Origin of the sequence: Stutzerimonas decontaminans (genome assembly GCF_000661915.1) — a bacterium.
GTDB lineage: Bacteria > Pseudomonadota > Gammaproteobacteria > Pseudomonadales > Pseudomonadaceae > Stutzerimonas > Stutzerimonas decontaminans.
Genome location: NZ_CP007509.1, coordinates 3970511 through 3989560, shown reverse-complemented (window position 1 = coordinate 3989560; position 19050 = coordinate 3970511). Strand labels below are relative to the sequence as shown.

General features: G+C 62.5%; 16 protein-coding genes. 10 read left to right on the top strand and 6 right to left on the bottom strand.

The features are described 5' to 3' along the window. The first annotated feature begins 3 nt into the window (after nucleotides 1-3). Entirely contained in the window at nucleotides 4-459 is a 456-nt protein-coding gene (locus tag UIB01_RS18485) for a YaiI/YqxD family protein (RefSeq protein ID WP_038665953.1), read from the top strand. Between the two features lie 6 nt (nucleotides 460-465). Here the strand turns inward: UIB01_RS18485 and UIB01_RS18480 are convergent, their stop codons facing one another. Together UIB01_RS18480 and elbB are read right to left on the bottom strand one after the other, a co-directional pair. Beyond that, nucleotides 466-933, bottom strand: a complete 468-nt coding sequence (locus tag UIB01_RS18480) for a thioesterase family protein (protein WP_038663679.1) — start codon at nucleotides 931-933, stop codon at nucleotides 466-468. 142 nt (nucleotides 934-1075) lie between these two features. Continuing rightward, complete coding sequence (elbB, locus tag UIB01_RS18475; RefSeq protein ID WP_038663676.1) at nucleotides 1076-1741, bottom strand: isoprenoid biosynthesis glyoxalase ElbB; 666 nt, start codon at nucleotides 1739-1741, stop codon at nucleotides 1076-1078. Between the two features lie 299 nt (nucleotides 1742-2040). On the opposite strand from elbB, the gene hemB reads away from it, so the two are divergent. Continuing rightward, the gene (hemB, locus tag UIB01_RS18470) at nucleotides 2041-3054 is read left to right on the top strand and encodes a porphobilinogen synthase (protein ID WP_038663672.1); all 1014 of its coding nucleotides are present in this window, start codon (nucleotides 2041-2043) and stop codon (nucleotides 3052-3054) included. A 19-nt stretch (nucleotides 3055-3073) separates the two neighbouring features. Next, a complete protein-coding gene (ppk1, locus tag UIB01_RS18465; protein WP_038663670.1) occupies nucleotides 3074-5284 on the top strand; it encodes a polyphosphate kinase 1 in 2211 nt (736 codons plus the stop codon). A 118-nt stretch (nucleotides 5285-5402) separates the two neighbouring features. On the opposite strand, the gene ppx is transcribed toward ppk1, so the two are convergent. Beyond that, nucleotides 5403-6905, bottom strand: coding sequence for an exopolyphosphatase (ppx, locus tag UIB01_RS18460; RefSeq protein ID WP_038663666.1), 1503 nt, complete (start codon nucleotides 6903-6905; stop codon nucleotides 5403-5405). Between the two features lie 183 nt (nucleotides 6906-7088). Between ppx and trxA the strand changes: the two genes are divergently transcribed. The 4 genes from trxA (at nucleotide 7089) to UIB01_RS18435 (ending at nucleotide 11539) form a co-directional block, all read left to right on the top strand. Beyond that, nucleotides 7089-7415: a thioredoxin TrxA gene (gene trxA / locus UIB01_RS18450; protein ID WP_003283463.1), complete on the top strand. Its 327-nt coding sequence runs from the start codon at nucleotides 7089-7091 to the stop codon at nucleotides 7413-7415. A gap of 230 nt (nucleotides 7416-7645) precedes the next feature. Continuing rightward, a complete protein-coding gene (gene rho, locus UIB01_RS18445; protein WP_038663660.1) occupies nucleotides 7646-8905 on the top strand; it encodes a transcription termination factor Rho in 1260 nt (419 codons plus the stop codon). Nucleotides 8906-9027: 122 nt separating this feature from the next. Beyond that, a complete protein-coding gene (gene ubiD / locus UIB01_RS18440) occupies nucleotides 9028-10494 on the top strand; it encodes a 4-hydroxy-3-polyprenylbenzoate decarboxylase (protein WP_038663657.1) in 1467 nt (488 codons plus the stop codon). Nucleotides 10495-10567: 73 nt separating this feature from the next. Beyond that, nucleotides 10568-11539: a CDP-6-deoxy-delta-3,4-glucoseen reductase gene (locus UIB01_RS18435; protein WP_038663654.1), complete on the top strand. Its 972-nt coding sequence runs from the start codon at nucleotides 10568-10570 to the stop codon at nucleotides 11537-11539. Between the two features lie 57 nt (nucleotides 11540-11596). Here UIB01_RS18435 and UIB01_RS18430 read toward each other — a convergent pair whose 3' ends face one another. The 3 genes from UIB01_RS18430 to UIB01_RS18420 form a co-directional block, all read right to left on the bottom strand. Continuing rightward, nucleotides 11597-12262, bottom strand: a complete 666-nt coding sequence (locus UIB01_RS18430) for an SPOR domain-containing protein (protein WP_038663652.1) — start codon at nucleotides 12260-12262, stop codon at nucleotides 11597-11599. Then, nucleotides 12263-14002: an arginine--tRNA ligase gene (gene argS, locus UIB01_RS18425; RefSeq protein WP_038663649.1), complete on the bottom strand. Its 1740-nt coding sequence runs from the start codon at nucleotides 14000-14002 to the stop codon at nucleotides 12263-12265. 113 nt (nucleotides 14003-14115) lie between these two features. Continuing rightward, nucleotides 14116-16338, bottom strand: coding sequence for a primosomal protein N' (locus UIB01_RS18420; protein WP_038663647.1), 2223 nt, complete (start codon nucleotides 16336-16338; stop codon nucleotides 14116-14118). A gap of 196 nt (nucleotides 16339-16534) precedes the next feature. Between UIB01_RS18420 and rpmE the strand changes: the two genes are divergently transcribed. The 3 genes from rpmE to UIB01_RS18405 all read left to right on the top strand — a co-directional run bounded on the left by rpmE (nucleotide 16535) and on the right by UIB01_RS18405 (nucleotide 18984). Next, nucleotides 16535-16747 carry a 50S ribosomal protein L31 gene (gene rpmE, locus UIB01_RS18415; protein ID WP_014821726.1) on the top strand — a complete coding sequence of 71 codons (213 nt, stop codon included), beginning with the start codon at nucleotides 16535-16537 and terminating at the stop codon, nucleotides 16745-16747. Between the two features lie 20 nt (nucleotides 16748-16767). Further along, nucleotides 16768-17562: a thermonuclease family protein gene (locus tag UIB01_RS18410; protein ID WP_038663645.1), complete on the top strand. Its 795-nt coding sequence runs from the start codon at nucleotides 16768-16770 to the stop codon at nucleotides 17560-17562. Between the two features lie 153 nt (nucleotides 17563-17715). Next, on the top strand, nucleotides 17716-18984 hold the full coding sequence (locus UIB01_RS18405; protein ID WP_038663642.1) for a malic enzyme-like NAD(P)-binding protein: 1269 nt from the start codon (nucleotides 17716-17718) through the stop codon (nucleotides 18982-18984). Nucleotides 18985-19050 lie beyond the last annotated feature (66 nt).

Below are 19050 nucleotides of genomic sequence, written 5' to 3'. Positions count from 1 at the left end.
CCCATGCGCGTTTGGATCGATGCCGATGCCTGTCCGCGGGCGGCAAAAGATCAGGTGATCAAGTTCGCCCTCAAGCGCAAGTTCGAGGTGCTGCTGGTCGCCGGACAGAGCCAGGTCAAACCGACGTTCGCCTGCGTGCGGCTGATCGTGGTGCCGAGCGGGCCGGACGCAGCCGACGACTATCTGGTCGAACATGCCGAGCCTGGTGATCTGGTGATCTGCAGCGATGTTCCGTTAGCCGACCGGCTGGTGAAGAAGGGCGTTGCGGCGCTCGATCCGCGCGGCCGCGAGTTCGACGAGCGCAACATGGGCGAGCGGCTGGCAGTGCGCAATCTGTTCACCGATCTGCGTGACCAGGGCCAGATGGGGGGCGGCCAGGCGGCCTACGGCGAGCGTGATCGGCAGGCCTTCGCCAATGCACTGGACCGCTTGCTGACGCAGCTCTCCAGAGCCCGCTGAACGGTATCAGCCGCACAGGTAAGTCCCGGTGCCCACGGCCACCAGCACGCCGAGTTCGTTGTGCAGCTCCGAGCGGACCACCGCGACCTTGTTGCCGGAACGCAGCAGCATGGCGCTGGCGCTGAACCGGGTGCCGCGGCCCGGACGCAGATAATCGATGCGCAGGTCGATGGTGCCCAGCCGGGACAGGCGCTCGGCGCGCTCCTGGGTGGTCAGGTGGCGGTGTTTGTCGAAGGCGCCGAGCATCGCCATTGCGCCACCGGCCACGTCCAGCAGCGAGGCGATGACGCCACCATGCAGAATGCCGTGGACGAAATTGCCGACCAGCTCCGGCTTCATCGGCAGGTGCATGACCACCTGTGTCGTTGAAACTTCGTCGAGTTCGATACCCAACGCCTGATTGAAAGGGATGCGCTCGAACATCTGGCGTACCGCCTGGGCCTGTTCGGCGAGCAGTGCATCATCTTGATTCATGGTCGGCGCTCCTGTGGATGAGCAAGCAAACTGCCCGAGGATGTTTGCCCTGAACAGTGTGGCGGCACGAGCAGCCGCGGCTTTGGCGCCTTTCGCGCAAAAAAAATCCCGGGCAGGCCCGGGATTCTCTATGGCGTTCGAATCAGTCCTCGGTGGTCATCTCCAGCACTCGGTCGACCAGCTTGTAGATACCCGAAGCGGCCTCGCTGATGGACTGTGCCAACATGTAAGCCGGGGTGGTGACCAGCCGATGCTGCTTGTCCACAACGATGTCACTGACTTCGCATGCTTGGTGTTCGGCGCCCATCTGGCCAACCGCCTTGGCCGCATCGGCGTCGTCGCTGCCCAGGGTGCAGACCACGCCGGCGCCGAAAATCTGCGCGGCCATGGTCGGTGCGATGCACATCATGCCGATCGGCTTGCGTGCTTCGGCAAAGGCCTGGGCCAGTGCGATCACCTCGGGCAGCGCCTTGCTGCTAGCGCCCTCTGTGGCAAAGGTCGACAGGTTCTTTGCGGCACCGAAACCGCCAGGAATGATCAGCGCATCGAAATCCTCGGCGCGGGCTTCGCGCAGATCCTTGATCTCACCGCGTGCCAGGCGGGCCGACTCGGTCAGTACGTTGCGCGACTCCGGCATCTCTTCGCCGGTCAGGTGGTTGATCACATGCATCTGTGGGATGTTGGGTGCGAAGCACTGAACCTTGACGCCACGCTGATCGAGGCGCAGCAGGGTGATGACGCTCTCGTAGATCTCCGAGCCGTCGTAGACGCCACAGCCGGATAGGATCACGGCGACTTTCTTGTTCATAGCGATACTCCTGGTCAGTTCAACGGCCCAGCGGTGGGCGCTGTGATGCATTCGATGCTAATACCTGAGACGGCTCCAGGTAAGCCCCGCATGTTTCTTCGATCCGCAGGATGCGCCGGTGTTCATTGCCGCAGGTCTGGCACGCCGCTTTGCGCTTGATCAAAGCACTGGCAGTCGTCGGCATGGCTGGCGACAATGGAGGCGATTTCCCAGGCCCGGCAGCGTGTGTTGTCATCATTTCGTCATGTGCCAGGCCTATAAACGTCATATTCGCCCGTTCTGCGGGCCAGGAGTCCGTCGTGAGTTTCGTTCCTGCCAGCCGGCTGTTCCCCGCTACTCGTCTGCGTCGCAACCGTCGTGACGATTTTTCCCGCCGCCTGGTGCGCGAGAATGTGCTGACGGTCGATGACCTGATCCTGCCGGTGTTCGTGCTCGATGGCGAGAATCGCCGCGAGCCAGTGCCGTCGATGCCCGGCGTGGAGCGGCTGTCCATCGATCTGCTGCTCGAGGAAGCCGAGGAGCTGGTGGCGCTGGGCATTCCGGCGCTGGCGCTATTCCCGGTGACGCCGCTGGAGAAGAAGTCTCTGGACGCTGCCGAGGCGTGGAATCCCGACGGCATTGCCCAGCGCGCCACCCGTGCCCTGCGTGCGCGTTTCCCAGAGCTGGGAATCATCACCGATGTCGCGCTCGATCCCTTCACCACTCACGGCCAGGACGGCATCCTCGACGACAACGGCTACGTGCAGAACGACGTCACCGTCGATGCGCTGGTCAAGCAGGCGCTTTCGCATGCCGAGGCCGGCGCCCAGGTGGTCGCGCCATCGGACATGATGGACGGTCGCATCCAGGCGATCCGTGAGGCGCTTGAAGTGGCCGAGCACCATAACGTGCGCATCATGGCCTACTCGGCGAAGTACGCCAGTGCCTACTACGGCCCCTTCCGCGATGCGGTCGGTTCGGCGGCCAACCTCGGCAAGAGCAACAAGAACACCTACCAGATGGACCCGGCCAACGGTGACGAGGCCCTGCATGAAGTCGCCGCCGACCTGGCCGAAGGCGCTGACATGGTGATGGTCAAACCGGGGCTGCCCTATCTGGACATCGTCTGGCGGGTCAAAGATGCCTTCAAGGCGCCGACCTTCGTCTATCAGGTCAGTGGCGAGTACGCCATGCACATGGCGGCCATCCAGAACGGCTGGCTGAGCGAGGCAGTCATCCTCGAGTCTTTGGTCGGCTTCAAGCGTGCCGGGGCCGATGGCATCCTGACTTACTTCGCCAAACACGCGGCACAACAATTAAAACGGGGCCAGTGAGCCCTTTCGAGGCAAAGCGATGAACAACCAGGGACTCAGCGAAATGGAACTGCAGGACGCCGTTGTCAGCGAGGTGCTGGAGCCGGTGGTGCCTGAGACGGTGGTGCCCGCAGCGCCGGAGGTCGTCGAGGAAGCGCCGGCGGCGCTGGTGACCAATCTGGATGACAGTGCGCTGTATATCCACCGCGAGCTTTCGCAGCTGCAGTTCAACATTCGGGTGCTGGAGCAGGCGCTGGATGAGTCCTACCCGTTGCTGGAGCGGCTGAAGTTCCTGCTGATCTTCTCCAGCAACCTCGATGAGTTCTTTGAGATTCGCGTTGCCGGGCTGAAAAAGCGCGTCACTTTCGCCCGCGAACAGGCCGGCGCCGACGGCCTGCAGCCGCATCAGGCGCTGGCACGTATTTCCGAGCTGGTGCATGAACAGGTCGACCGGCAGTACGCGATCCTCAACGACGTGCTATTGCCGGCACTGGCCGAACATCAGATTCGCTTCATTCGCCGTCGGCACTGGACGGCCAAGCTCAAGACCTGGGTGCGCCGCTATTTCCGTGACGAGATCGCGCCGATCGTCACGCCGATCGGTCTCGACCCGACCCATCCGTTCCCGTTGCTGGTGAACAAGAGCCTGAACTTCATCGTCGAGCTGGAGGGCGTGGATGCCTTCGGCCGCGATTCCGGTCTGGCGATCATTCCGGCGCCGCGGCTGTTGCCGCGAGTCATCCGCGTGCCGGAGTCGGTAGGCGGACCGGGCGACAACTTCGTCTTCCTCTCCTCAATGATCCATGCCCATGCCGACGACCTGTTCCACGGCATGCGGGTCAAGGGCTGCTATCAGTTCCGTCTCACCCGTAACGCCGACCTTTCGGTGGACACCGAGGACGTCGAAGACCTGGCCCGTGCGTTGCGCGGCGAGCTGATCTCGCGCCGCTATGGCGATGCCGTGCGCCTGGAGGTGGCTGACACCTGTCCGCAGCACCTGGCCGACTTCCTACTCAAGCAGTTCAGCCTCAGCGAGGGTGAAATGTATCGGGTCAATGGCCCGGTCAACCTGACTCGGCTGTTCAGCATCACCGGTCTGGACAGTCACCCAGAGCTGCAATACAGCCCGTTCACGCCATCGATCCCCAAGTTGCTGCAGAACAGCGACAAGATCTTCAGTGTGATCAACAAACAGGACATTTTGCTGCTGCACCCGTTCGAGTCCTTCACGCCGGTAGTTGACCTGCTGCGGGAAGCGGCCAAGGACCCCTGCGTGCTGGCGATCAAGCAGACGCTGTATCGCTCGGGTGCCAATTCGGAGATCGTCGATGCGCTGGTCGATGCGGCGCGCAGCGGCAAGGAGGTCACCGTGGTGATCGAACTGCGCGCCCGCTTCGACGAGGAGTCCAATCTGCAACTCGCCAGTCGCCTGCAGCAGGCCGGCGCGGTGGTGATCTACGGTGTGGTCGGCTACAAGACCCACGCCAAGATGATGCTGATCCTGCGTCGAGAGAACGGCGAGCTGTGCCGCTACGCGCACCTTGGCACCGGCAACTACCACGCCGCCAACGCCCGGCTGTATACCGACTACAGCCTGCTGACCTCTGACGACGCGCTGTGCGAGGACGTCTCCAAACTGTTCAGTCAGCTGATCGGCATGGGCAAGACCATGCGCATGAAGAAGCTGCTGCATGCGCCGTTCACGCTGAAGAAAACGCTGCTCGACCTGATCGCACAAGAGACGCAGCACGCGGCCGAGGGCCGGCCCGCGCATATCATCCTGAAGATCAACGCACTGACCGATCCGAAAATGATCAAGGCGCTGTACAAGGCTAGCCAAACCGGTGTGCGCGTTGATCTCATCGTGCGCGGCATGTGCTGCCTGCGTCCGGGTATAGCCGGGGTCTCGCACAACATCCACGTGCGCTCGATCATCGGCCGCTTCCTCGAGCACAGCCGGGTGTTCTATTTCCAGAACGATGGCGACGAGAAGCTCTATCTGTCGAGCGCCGACTGGATGGAGCGCAACCTCGATCGGCGGGTGGAAACCTGCTTCCCGGTCGAGGGCAAGAAACTGGTGATGCGGGTGAAGAAGGAGCTCGAAGGCTTCCTCAGCGACAACACCCAGAGCTGGATTTTGCAGCCTGATGGCAGCTACCTGCGCAACAGCCCCACCGGCAACCAGAACGCACGCAATGTGCAGAGCACGCTACTGGAGCGTCTGACCGGTCCGCAAATCGTCACGCGCTGAGAAACCCGGCCGGCAGTACAGCAGAGATCCAGTTGATCGCTGCTGCGCTGCCAAGGGCGTCGGGCAGGCTCGAAAGTGGTCGTCCGACGGGCTGGGGCCGATTTCTGATCCGGCCGCTTTATTTCATCCGTAGTTCGTAACCAACCCGCGCGAGCCAGGCGGCCTCGGCCTCGAAGTCGGCGTGGGTCAGCGGGTTGGCGCTGAGCCAGCCGTCCGGGAAGATCAGCTCCAGGCTGCGCTCGACGGCCTTCAGCTGTACCTCGGAGACGGCATTGGCGCCGCGGATGTGGTGAAACAGGATGGCAAAGCGCAGCAGGATGCACAGGCGAACCAATGCATCGGCGTCGGCTCCGGTCTCGCCAAACTTGTCCTGCGGGATATTACGACGGTGGCCGCGTACCAGCAGCGCCAGCATCAGCTGGTCCTGACGCGAGAAACCCGGAAGATCGGAGTGTTCGATCAGATAGGCGCCGTGCTTGTGGTAGTGGTAATGGGCGATGTCCAGGCCCACCTCATGTACGCGCGCAGCCCAGGCGAGCAGTTCGCGGTGCCAGTCCTGGTCGAGGTTCCAGGCTTCGGCGACCTGGTCGAACGCTTCCAGTGCCTTGGCTTCGACCCGTGCGGCCTGCTCCATGTCGACGTGGTAGCGCTCCATCAGGAAGCTCAGCGAGCGGTCGCGAATGTCCTCGTCGTGGTGGCGGCCGAGCAGGTCGTAGAGTACGCCTTCGCGCAGCGCGCCTTCGGAGTGGGTCATGCTGCTGATTTCCAGCGCGTCGAAGATCGCCTCAAGAATCGCCAGGCCCGCCGGAAACACGCCGCGGCGGTCCGGCTTGACGCCGTCGATGTCGATCTTCTCTACGTCGCCGAGCTTGAACAGCTTGCGTTTGAGCCAGCCCAGCCCTTCGACGTTGACCTCGCCACTGCCAAAACCGCCGCTCTTGATGGCCAGCCCTACGGCACGGATGGTACCGGACGCGCCGATGGATTCCTGCCAGCCAAGCCGGCGCAGGCCATGCTCGATTCCCATCAGCTCGACCCGTGCCGCGGTGTAAGCCTGGGCATAGCGTGCCGGGGTGATCTTGCCGTCACGGAAGAAACGTTGGGTGTAGCTCACGCAGCCCATCTGCAGGCTTTCGCGCAGTTGCGACTCGAAGCCTTCGCCAATGATGAATTCGGTGCTGCCACCGCCGATGTCTGCGACCAGGCGGCGACCCTGGCTAGCGGGAATGGTGTGCGATACGCCGAGGTAGATCAGGCGGGCCTCTTCACGGCCGGAGATGACTTCGACCTGATGATTGACGATCTCTTCGGCGCGACGAATGAACGTGGCGCGATTGCGTGCTTCGCGTAGGGCGTTGGTGCCGACAATACGCACGGCGCCCTGCGGCAGATGATTGACCAGTTGGGCGAAGCGCCGCAGGCAGTCCAGTCCGCGCTGCATGGCAGCTTCGTCGAGCAGGCGATTGTCGTCGATGCCTGCGGCCAGCTGGACCTTTTCGCCGAGGCGTTCGAGGATGCGCATTTCGCCGTTGGCGGTGCGGGCGAGCACCATATGAAAACTGTTCGAGCCCAGATCCAGGGCGGCGATCATGGGAAAGGTCTCAGCGGTGTTCTGGCGCATTAGGCGGTCTCGATGCAAAACCCCGACATCCTGACATGATCATCTCCATCCGCCAACGCAGTCGTCGCCGCACCTCGCGGCCAGGAGCGGGTGCTCGTCGCTCGCTGGCGGGTCTGCGGCTTTCGGTCCGCTCCCAGTAGGGCTATGATGGCGACCTTTCCGTTCCGACCCTGGAGAAAATCCATGAGCGAATACATCAACAATGTCAGCGACAGCAGTTTCGAGCAGGACGTCCTCCAGGCCGACGGTCCCGTACTGGTCGACTACTGGGCTGAATGGTGTGGCCCCTGCAAGATGATCGCGCCGGTACTCGACGAGATCGCCAAGGACTACGAAGGCCGTCTGAAGGTTTGCAAACTCAATATCGACGAAAACCAGGAGACCCCGCCCAAGTATGGCGTGCGTGGTATTCCGACGCTGATGCTGTTCAAGAACGGCAACGTCGAGGCCACCAAGGTCGGCGCGCTGTCCAAGTCGCAGCTGGCAGCGTTCCTCGACAGCAACATCTGAGTTCGCCGTCGTTCCTTGCAAAGCCCCCGCAGACGCGGGGGCTTTTTTTATCGGCAGGGTGGACGCTTCGTCTGCGCGGTGCTAAATTCGGCCTCGCGACGCATTCTTCCGTCGCCCTCTGCACGCCGTCGCCGACGCACTTCAGCCTCATAAAGCACAACGAACCTGTTCGTCTCTTGCTGCGCGGCTTCTCAAGCTAATCGCTTTCTACATCCTTCCTGACTCTTTCTATGAATCTGACTGAACTCAAGCAAAAGCCCATCACCGAACTGCTGGAAATGGCCGAACAGATGGGCATCGACAACATGGCCCGTTCGCGCAAGCAGGACGTGATTTTCTCCCTGCTCAAGAAGCACGCTAAAAGCGGCGAGGAAATCTCCGGTGATGGCGTGCTGGAGATTCTCCAGGACGGCTTCGGCTTCCTGCGCTCCGCGGATTCCTCGTATCTGGCGGGCCCGGACGACATCTATGTCTCGCCGAGCCAGATTCGTCGCTTCAACCTGCGCACCGGTGACACCATCATCGGCAAAATTCGCCCTCCCAAGGAAGGCGAGCGCTACTTCGCCCTGCTCAAGGTCGACTCGATCAACTACGACCGACCGGAGAACGCGAAGAACAAGATTCTCTTCGAGAACCTGACGCCGCTGTTCGCCAACCAGCGTCTGAAGATGGAAGCCGGCAACGGTTCCACCGAAGACCTCACTGGTCGCGTGATTGACCTCTGTGCGCCGATCGGCAAGGGCCAGCGTGGCCTGATCGTCGCACCGCCGAAAGCGGGCAAGACGATCATGCTGCAGAACATCGCCAGCAACATCACCCGCAACAATCCCGAATGCCACCTGATCGTCCTGCTGATCGACGAGCGCCCGGAAGAAGTGACCGAGATGCAGCGCACCGTGCGCGGCGAAGTGGTCGCCTCGACCTTCGACGAGCCGCCAACCCGTCACGTGCAGGTTGCCGAAATGGTCATCGAGAAGGCCAAGCGCCTGGTCGAGCACAAGAAGGACGTGGTCATCCTGCTCGACTCCATCACCCGTCTGGCGCGTGCCTACAACACCGTGATTCCAAGCTCCGGCAAAGTGCTCACTGGTGGTGTCGATGCCCACGCCCTGGAGAAGCCCAAGCGTTTCTTCGGTGCCGCCCGCAACATCGAGGAAGGCGGTTCGCTGACCATTCTCGCCACCGCGCTGGTGGAAACCGGCTCGAAGATGGACGAGGTGATCTACGAGGAATTCAAGGGCACCGGCAACCTCGAGCTTCAGCTCGATCGCCGCATCGCTGAGAAGCGCGTATTCCCGGCCATCAACATCAACCGTTCGGGTACTCGTCGCGAAGAGCTGCTGACCAGCGAAGAAGAGCTGCAGCGCATCTGGATTCTGCGCAAGCTGCTGCACCCGATGGACGAGAGCGCCGCCATCGAGTTCCTGCTCGACAAGCTCAAGGACACCAAGACCAACGACGAATTCTTCATGTCCATGAAGCGTAAGTAAGCGACTCGTCGTTGCCAACAAGGCCGGGGAAACCCGGCCTTTGTCTGTCTGCAGGTTTTGGAAAACCCGACGCGGGCGCTAAACTTTGCGCCCCGACCTGCCGGCCCATGCGAGGCTCAAGCATGCAGTATCGCGATCTGCGCGACTTTATCAGCGGCCTGGAAAAACGTGGTGAGCTCAAGCGCGTTACCGCCGCCGTTTCTCCTGTTCTGGAAATGACCGAAATCTGCGACCGAACGCTGCGCAAGCAAGGCCCGGCGCTGTTGTTCGAAAACCCTACCGGTTTCGACATGCCGGTGCTCGGCAACCTGTTTGGCACGCCACAGCGGGTTGCCCTCGGCATGGGCGCGGAAGACGTCTCCGAACTGCGTGAGATCGGCAAGCTGTTGGCGTTCCTCAAGGAGCCGGAGCCACCGAAGGGGCTGAAGGATGCCTGGAGCAAGCTGCCGATCTACAAGAAGGTCATCAGCATGGCACCCAAGGTGCTCAAGGATGCGCCCTGCCAGGAAGTGATCATCGAAGGCGATGACGTCGACCTGGGGACAATCCCCGTACAGCACTGCTGGCCGGGTGACGCGGCGCCGCTGATCACCTGGGGCCTGACCATCACCAAGGGGCCGAACAAGGAACGGCAGAACCTCGGCATCTACCGCCAGCAGGTTATCGGTCGCAATAAAGTGATCATGCGCTGGCTCAGCCATCGCGGCGGGGCGCTGGATTTTCGTGAGTGGTGCGAGAAGTACCCGGATCGCCCGTATCCGGTGGCAGTGGCCCTGGGTGCCGATCCGGCGACGATTCTCGGCGCGGTCACGCCGGTACCCGATACGCTCTCCGAATATGCCTTCGCCGGTCTTTTGCGTGGCTCGCGCACCGAACTGGTCAAGGCGATCGGCTCCGGTCTGCAGGTGCCGGCGTACGCGGAAATCGTCCTCGAGGGGCATATCCATCCGGGCGAGATGGCCGACGAGGGGCCTTACGGCGACCATACCGGCTACTACAACGAGGTCGACCGTTTTCCGGTGTTCACGGTCGAGCGCATTACCCATCGCAAGAATCCGATCTACCACAGCACCTATACCGGTCGACCGCCAGACGAGCCGGCGATTCTCGGCGTGGCGCTGAACGAGGTGTTCGTGCCGATCCTGCAGAAGCAGTTCCCGGAAATCGTCGACTTCTATCTGCCGCCGGAAGGCTGCTCCTACCGTATGGCTGTGGTGACGATGAAGAAGCAGTATCCCGGTCACGCCAAGCGGGTCATGCTGGGGGTGTGGAGCTTCCTGCGCCAGTTCATGTACACCAAGTTCGTCATCGTCACCGATGACGACATCAATGCCCGCGACTGGAACGACGTGATCTGGGCCATCACCACGCGCATGGATCCCAAACGCGACACGGTGATGATCGACAATACACCGATCGACTATCTGGATTTCGCCTCGCCAATCTCAGGGCTGGGCTCGAAGATGGGCCTGGATGCCACCCACAAATGGCCGGGCGAGACTAACCGCGAGTGGGGGCGAGCCATCGTCCAGGATTCGGCGGTGAAGCAGCGGGTCGATGAACTCTGGTCGCAGCTGGGTATCGACTGACATAACCGAAGAGGCGGGCCCGAGCCCGCCCGAAGCCTTGGCGGGTCATCCCGTTCACTGATAAGACGTGCACATGAAAGTTACCTTGCAGCCATCCGGCGCCGTGCTCGACGTGCGGCCCGGCGAACGATTCCTCGACGCCGCCCGGCGTCTGGGCTACGAATGCCCGCAGAGCTGTCGCAACGGCAATTGCCATATCTGCGCTTCGCTGTTGGTCGAAGGACGTGTGCGGCAGGCCGGCGAAGTGCGCGATCACGGCGAGCTGCTCGCCTGCTTGGCCGAGCCGCTGGAAGACTGCGTGCTGCTCTGGGATGGCGTGCTGGCGCCCGGCGAACTGCCAGTGCGCGAGCTGAGCTGCCAGCTGAGCGGCTACGAAGAGGTCGGCGGCGATGTAGTGCGCCTGCGTCTGCGTCTGCCTGCCGGCCGACAGCCGCGCTATCACGCCGGCCAGTACCTGTTGCTGCAACGGGAGGATGGCGAGTGGTCGGCGTTTTCCCTCGCCTCGGCGCCCGGCAGTGGTCGAGAGCTCGAGCTGCATGTGCTGGCTCGCGAGGAGTCCGCTATCGAGCTACTGGCGTTCCTGCGGCGACAGGGCTTTGCCCGGATCCAAATGCCCTTCGGCGATACGCACCTGGCCGAGCTGCCGGACGGCCCGCTGGTGCTGATCGCCGCTGGCACCGGCATGGCGCAGATGCACAGCCTGATCGAATATTGCCGCGCCGCCGGCTTTGTCCATCCGGTGCATCTGTACTGGGGAGTTCGGCGGCCGGAAGACTTCTACCAGCTGCCGCATTGGGACGAGTGGCAGGGCATGAGCAATTTGCACCTGCATCGGGTGGTCAGCGATGTCTGCGGTTGGGAGGGGCGCTGCGGCCTGCTGCACGAAGCGATCCGTGAGGATTTCAGCGATCTCAAACCGCTGCATATCTATGCCAGCGGTTCGCCGTCGATGGTCTATGGCACGCTGGATGCGCTGGTGGAGGCAGGGATGGACCCGCATCAGATGCGCGCGGACGTCTTCGCCTACGCACCGCGTGAAGCCTGATACAGGTTGGCTTTCTGCGATAAAGAAAACGCCGGGTCGAAACCCGGCGTTTTTCGTTCAGCGCGTTTGCCGCTGTTGCAGCAGCAGATTCTTGTAACCGCTGGCGGCCAGCGTCTTCTGCGCGGCGTTCAGTTGCTCGCGACTGCCGAAGGGCCCGACCAGTACGCGATACCAGGGCTCGTCGCGCACCTTGACGCTTTCCACGCGCACATCCTGGCCAAGCAGGATGATTTGCGCGCGTACCCGATCGGCCTCCGCCTGCTGGCGGAACGAGCCGGCCTGCAGGAAGAATTGGGTGACCGGTGCCTTGGCCACGGTGGGCGGTGGCGGCGGCACCTGGCCGTTGAGTGCGGCCTGCGCGCGGGCTTCGTCGATCTTTGCCGCTTCCTCAGGCGTTACCGGCTTGGCGGGCGGCTCCGGCTGCTTGGCTTCCGGCGGCAGAATCACTTCCGACTCGGGCAGCAGCGTATAGAAGTCATACTTCGGACGTGGCGGCTGTTCGCTGGTCGGTGTGCGCTTGGGCTGCTCCTTTATCGCCGTCTTGGGGGCTTCCTTGGTGCGTTTGACCTCTTCGCCGCCTGGCTCGAGGCTCATCAAAAACATGATGAAGCCGCCGATCACCAGGCCGCAGACCAGCCAGACCCAGCCCGGCACGGCCTGTTTGGCTGGCGCCTGATAACGGCTGGCGCCCCGCTTGGGCGCGGCTTTCTTCCTTGCAGCCACTTACATGCGCTCCAGAGTTTCCAGGCCAAGAAGTTCCAGGCCCTGCTTGAGGGTCTTGCCGGTCAGGGCGGCCAGGCGCAGACGGCTCTGCTTCTGTTCCTCCTGCTCGGCACTGAGAATGGGGCAGTGTTCGTAGAAGCTGGAGAACAACCCGGCCAGATCGTACAGGTACGCGCACAGTAGGTGCGGTTCGCCTTTTTCGCCAACGCTGTTGAGCACCTCGCCGAACTGCGCGAGCTTGGCAGCCAGGGCGAGCTCTTGGTCGGCCTGCAGCTGAATCTGCCCGCTGATCTCGTCGATGCCTTGACCCAGCTTGCGGAACACACTGGCCACGCGGGTGTAGGCGTACAGCAGATAAGGTGCGGTGTTGCCTTCGAAGCTCAGCATCAGCTCGAAGTTGAAGCGGTAATCGCTGGTGCGGTGCTTGGACAGGTCGGCGTATTTGACTGCGCTGATACCAACGGCGCGGGCGATCTGGCGCAGCTCGGTTTCGTCGAGGTCCGGATTCTTGCCTTTAACCAAGGCGTAAGCGCGCTGCTCGGCTTCGTCGAGTAGGTCGATCAGCTTCACCGTGCCGCCATCGCGAGTCTTGAATGGGCGACCGTCGGCGCCGTTCATGGTGCCGAAGCCCATGTGCTCCAGTTGCATGCCTTCATGAACGAAGCCGGCGCGGCGCGCCACTTCGAAGGCCATCTGGAAGTGCAGCGCCTGGCGCTGATCGACGAAGTACAGTGCGCGGTCGGCATGCAGGACCTGGCTGCGGTAACGCATGGCGGCCAGGTCGGTGGTGGCATAGAGATAACCGCCGCCGGCCTTTTGCACGATTACCGGCAACGGATTGCCTTCGGCGTTCTTGAATTCGTCGAGGAAAACGCATTGGGCGCCGTTGTCCTCGGTGAGCAGTCCCTTCTCGCGCAGCGCATCGACGATGCCTGCCAGCTCAGCGTTATAGGCGCTTTCACCCTTCACGTCGGCAGGAGTCAGTTTGACGTTGAGGCGATCGTAGATCTTCTGGCAGTGCGACAGGGATATGTCGTTGAAGCGCGCCCACAGGCTTAGGCACTGTGCGTCCCCGGCTTGCAGCTTGACCACCAGTTCGCGGGCGCGGTCGGCGAACTCGGCGGACTCGTCGAAACGCTGTTTGGCGGCGCGATAGAACTGTTCCAGGTCGGACAGCTCGCTTTCCGCGGCGGCCGGCTTTTCCTCGAGGTAGGCCAGTAGCATGCCGAACTGGGTGCCCCAGTCGCCGACATGGTTCTGCCGGATCACCTCGTCGCCGAGGAATTCCAGCACGCGGCCGACCGCATCGCCGATGATGGTCGAGCGCAGATGGCCGACGTGCATCTCCTTGGCGAGGTTCGGCGACGACAGATCGATCACCACGCGCTGCGTGGCGTTGACCTTGCGTACCGCAAGTTGTGGGTCGGCCAGGGCCGTCTCGAGGCGCTCGGCGAGTGCGGCGCTGTTCTGGAAAAAATTCAGAAAGCCCGGCCCGGCGATTTCCACTTTGCTGACCTGCGCATCCTGCGGCAGCGCGGCGATCAACTTCTCGGCCAGGTCGCGCGGCTTCAGGCCGGCCGGTTTGGCCAGCATGAGGGCGATATTGCTGGCGAAATCACCGTGACTCTTGTCCTTGGTGTTTTCCACCTGGATAGCAGGTGTCAGCCCTTCGGGCAGCACGCCTTCGCTAGTCAGACGAACAAGGGCTTGCTGGATCAGGTGGCGAATGCTGTCTTTCATGGTCGGCTCGGTCCGCAAGAGTGCGCGAAAACCCGGCATTATCGGGGCGCAAAGGGGCTCGCTTCAAGCTGCGTGGCGCTTAGTACCGGAAAAGTCGACATTTCGAGTCCTGGTCAGAACAGATCGATCGGATCGACATCCACACTCCAGCGTACGGCGCGGCCACCGGGTAGCTGTTCGAGCATGGGCACCCAGGCGCCCATCAGGCGGTGCAGGGACGCCCTGGCGTTGCCCTGCAACAGCAACTGAGCCCGATAGCGCCCGGCACGCCGCTCCATCGGAGCAGGTATCGGACCGAGCAGTTCGACTCCGTTGAGTTGCAGTTGCTCGAGCAGCTGTTCGGCAAGGCTGCAGGCATCATCAAGGAAGGCTTCGGCCTGCCCGGGTTTCTGTGCTTCCGCGCGTAGCAGCGCCAGATGGCTGAAAGGTGGCAGCCCCGCTGCACGGCGTTCGGACAGCGCCTGCTCGGCAAAGGCGAAGTAGCCCTGCTCGGTTAGCTGTACCAGCAGAGGGTGGTCGGCCAGGTGCGTCTGGATGATCACCTTGCCCGGTTCATCCGCCCGCCCAGCACGTCCGGCGACCTGGACGATGAGCTGGGCCATGCGTTCGCTGGCGCGAAAGTCCGCGGAAAACAGTCCTCCGTCTGCATCGAGAATTGCCACCAGCGTGACGCGCGGAAAATGGTGGCCCTTGGCGAGCATCTGCGTGCCGACCAGCAGGCAGGGCTCGCCGCGGTTGATGGTGCCGATCATCTGCTCCATCGCACCCTTGCGTGCGGTGCTGTCACGGTCGATGCGCAGCACCGGATAGTCCGGAAAGAGGATGCCCAGGCGCTCCTCGGCACGTTCCGTTCCGGCACCCACTGGGCGCAGGTCCACCTTCCCGCAGTCCGGGCAATTGCGCGGGGGCCGTTCGACATGGCCGCAATGGTGGCAGCGCAGTTCGTTGTGGCGTTGGTGCAACGTCATTCGTGCGTCGCAACGCGGGCATTGGCTGAGCCAGCCGCAGTCGTGGCAGAGCAGGGTGGGGGCGAAGCCGCGCCGGTTGAGGTAGACCAGCACCTGTTGGCCGGCCGCAAGCGTTTGGCCGATGGCCTGTTGCAGTGGGCCGGAAATGCCGGCATCCAGTGGGCGACTCTTCACATCCAGGCGCATGAATCGCGGTGACTGGGCGTTGCCGGCGCGTTGCGTCAGTTTGAGCAATGCGTAGCGCCCGCTGTGGGCGTTGTGCAGGCTTTCCAGTGACGGCGTGGCGGAACCGAGCAAGATCGGCAGATTTTCCTGGCGTGCGCGCAGCAGGGCCAGGTCGCGGGCGTGATAGCGCAGGCCCTCCTGCTGTTTATAGGAGGCGTCGTGCTCCTCGTCGATGATGATCAGTCCCGGATTCTTCATCGGCGTGAACAGCGCCGAGCGGGTGCCGATGATGATGTCAGCTTCGCCGTCGCGGGCCGCGAGCCAGGCATCGAGCCGCTCACGGTCGTTGACATTGGAGTGCAGCAGGGCGATCCGTGCGTTGAAGCGCTGTTCGAAGCGGGCGAGCGTCTGCGGTCCGAGGTTGATCTCCGGGATCAGCACCAGCGCCTGCTTGCCAGCCTCGAGCACGCGATGGATCAGCTGCAGATAGACTTCTGTCTTGCCGCTGCCGGTCACGCCCGCCAGAAGGAACGCCTGAAAACCACCAAGGCCGGCGTTGACGGCCTCGAACGCTGCACGTTGCTGCGCGTTGAGTGTCAGCTCGGCCTGCAGCAGCCAGCTCCCGCTGTGCTCGCGCGACGGTCTGCTGCGGCGGGACTCTATACGCACCAAGCCCTTTTCCAGCAGCAGGTCGAGGCTGTCCTTGTTCAACTGCAACTTGCTGAGCAGTGCATGCGGCAAGCCGTGGGCATGCTGGGCGATGGCCTTCAGCGCTTCGCGCTGCCTGGGTGCACGAGCCAACCGCGGATCGTCAGGGCTCGCGCCATCGACCAAACGCCAGTAGCGCTCCTGGCGCGCCTCCGCGGGTTCGCCCTGGCGCAGCAGCACCGGCAGCGCCCAGCTGAGGGTGTCACCAAGACTGTGCTGATAATACTGCGCGGTCCACAGGCAAAGCTTGAACAGTGGGGCAGGTAGGGGCGGTTTGCTATCCAGCAGTTCCAGAGCAGGCTTGAGCTTCTCCATCGGCACCTCGCTCTGGTCAGTTACCTCCACCAGAATGCCGATCACTTCGCGCCTGCCGAACGGTACGCGCAGACGCATGCCCGGTAGCAGGGCGGCGCGCGCGATGCCAATCGGCGGCAAGTAATCGAACAGGCGGCGCAGGGGCGAGGGCAGCGCCAGGCGGAGAATGCTGGAAGACACGCGATGATCCTTGGCAGTGAGCGGCGATGGTAAACGATCGTAACGTCCGCTGCCGGCGATAAGCGCATCCGCTCCGGGGCTGCACACCGGTCGCCTGTGCTTGCATCACCCTAGCGCTCTGGTATGATTCGCGCCCTACTTCGTGCGGTACTCGACATAGGGTCGGGTGGCGGCACACAATCCTAGAGGATTCACCATGAAAGCCGATATCCATCCTAATTACGTCGAAATCGAGGCCACCTGCAGCTGTGGCAACGTCATCAAGACCCGCTCCACGCTGGGCAAGAACCTGAGCCTCGACGTGTGCTCCGAGTGCCACCCGTTCTACACCGGCAAGCAGAAGGTGCTGGATACCGGCGGCCGTATCGATCGCTTCAAACAGCGTTTCGGTGTGTTCGGCGCCAAGTAAGCTGGCGTACTGGGAATCCGATGAGGTTTTCCGAGCACATAAAAAAGGCGTCCCTGGTGGGCGCCTTTTTCGTTTCCGTCTTCTGGCAAGTTCAAGCGCTGGCTTTTTGCCCATCGCCTGGGCGCTTGCCTACGGTGGAGGTCGCGCGAGTAGTAGATGGTGACACGCTGCGCTTGGTCGATGGGCGCAACGTCCGCCTGATCGGTATCAACACGCCGGAGCTGGGTCGTGACGGTCGCAGCGCGGAGCCCTATGCCATAGCGGCGCAGCGGCGGCTGCAGGCACTGGTGAAGGCCAGTGATGGGCGGGTGGGGCTGGTTATGGGGCGCGAGCGCCAGGACCGCTACGGGCGTACCCTGGCCCATGCCTACGACGCCCGAGGTCGCAACCTTGAGGCTGCGCTGCTCGCTGAAGGTCTCGGCTTTATGGTCGCCATTGCGCCGAACACGGCATTGGTAGGCTGTCATCAGCGAGCAGAGCAGCAGGGCCGACAGGATCGTCTTGGCATCTGGCGCAAGCTGACGCCACGCTCGCCGCAGTCGCTGAGGCAGGGCGGCTTCACGCTGATCGCTGCCAAAGTCGAGCGGGTCGAGCGCAATCGCGGCGGTTATTGGCTGGAAATGGACGGGCCGCTGGTGGTGCATATTCCGCCCCAGGCGTTCGAAGCATTCGATCTTCGCGCACTGGATGCCCTCGCGGGGCAGCGACTTGAGCCGCGAGGCTGGGTGGTTGATCGTCGTGGGCGGGCTGGCTCGAGCCGGGCTCGCTGGATGTTGCGCGTTACCCATCCGGCCATGCTGGGCCTGTCTCGCTGAGCGATTTCCTGATTGCTGACCGGGCTCCATCTACCCGGAAAGTCTTACTGGCTCGGGCTTGACAGTCTGCTTGGCGACTGGCTTGTGAGTCCGCTTGTTCTTGGCGTATGCTCGACCGCCTGTCTGTCCCAGTAAAATAAGCGGAAATGCCACATGACTGACCTGAAAACTGCCGCGCTCGAATACCATGCCCAACCCCGTCCGGGAAAACTGAGCGTCGAGCTGACCAAGCCCACCGCCACCGCTCGTGACCTGTCCCTGGCCTACAGTCCGGGCGTCGCCGAGCCTGTTCGTGAGATCGCTCGCGATGCGGAGCTGGCTTACCGTTACACAGGTAAAGGCAACCTGGTTGCGGTTATCTCCGATGGCACCGCTATTCTGGGCCTGGGTAACCTCGGTCCTCTGGCATCCAAGCCGGTGATGGAAGGCAAGGGCGTGCTGTTCAAGCGATTCGCCGGCGTCGACGTATTCGACATCGAAGTCGATGCCGAAAGCCCTCAGGCTTTCATCGATACCGTCAAACGCATCTCCATCACCTTCGGTGGTATCAACCTTGAGGACATCAAGGCACCCGAGTGCTTCGAGATCGAACGTGCATTGATCGAGCAGTGCGACATTCCAGTTTTCCATGATGATCAGCATGGAACGGCCATCGTCACAGCGGCAGGCATGCTGAACGCGCTGGAAATCGCCGGCAAGACGCTTGAGCAGGCCAAGATTGTCTGCCTCGGCGCCGGTGCGGCTGCGACGTCGTGCATGAAGCTGCTGGTCAGCATGGGAGCAAAGATCGAGAACATCTTCATGATCGACCGCAAGGGCGTGATCCACGCTGGTCGTGACGATCTGAATCAGTACAAGGCTGTATTCGCTCATGAGACCGACAAGCGCACGCTGGACGACGCCCTCGAAGGCGCCGACGTTTTCGTCGGCCTGTCAGGCGCCAACCTGCTGAGCGCTGAGGGTCTAAAGCGCATGGCAGCCAATCCGGTGGTCTTCGCCTGTTCCAATCCTGATCCGGAAATCAGCCCTGAGCTCGCACATGCAACGCGCTCCGATGTCATCATGGCCACCGGTCGTTCGGACTATCCGAACCAGGTCAATAATGTGCTCGGCTTCCCGTTCATCTTCCGCGGTGCGCTGGACGTTCGTGCCAAGCGCATCAACGAGGAAATGAAGATCGCCGCCGCCAATGCGCTGCGTGAGCTCGCTAAGTTGCCAGTGCCGGCTGAAGTGGCAGCTGCTTATGGAGTGGATAGCCTGGAGTTCGGGCGCGAGTACATCATCCCGAAACCGATGGATCCGCGCTTGATCACGCTGGTATCTGATGCTGTCGCCAAGGCGGCGATCGAAAGCGGTGTGGCGACGCTGCCTTACCCCTCGCACTACCCGCTGCAGTCGGTACACGACGTATTCAACGGCTGATCGTCATTGAATAAACAGAAACCCCGCCTAGGCGGGGTTTTTTGTTCCTCGAAAAATGCTTCGGCA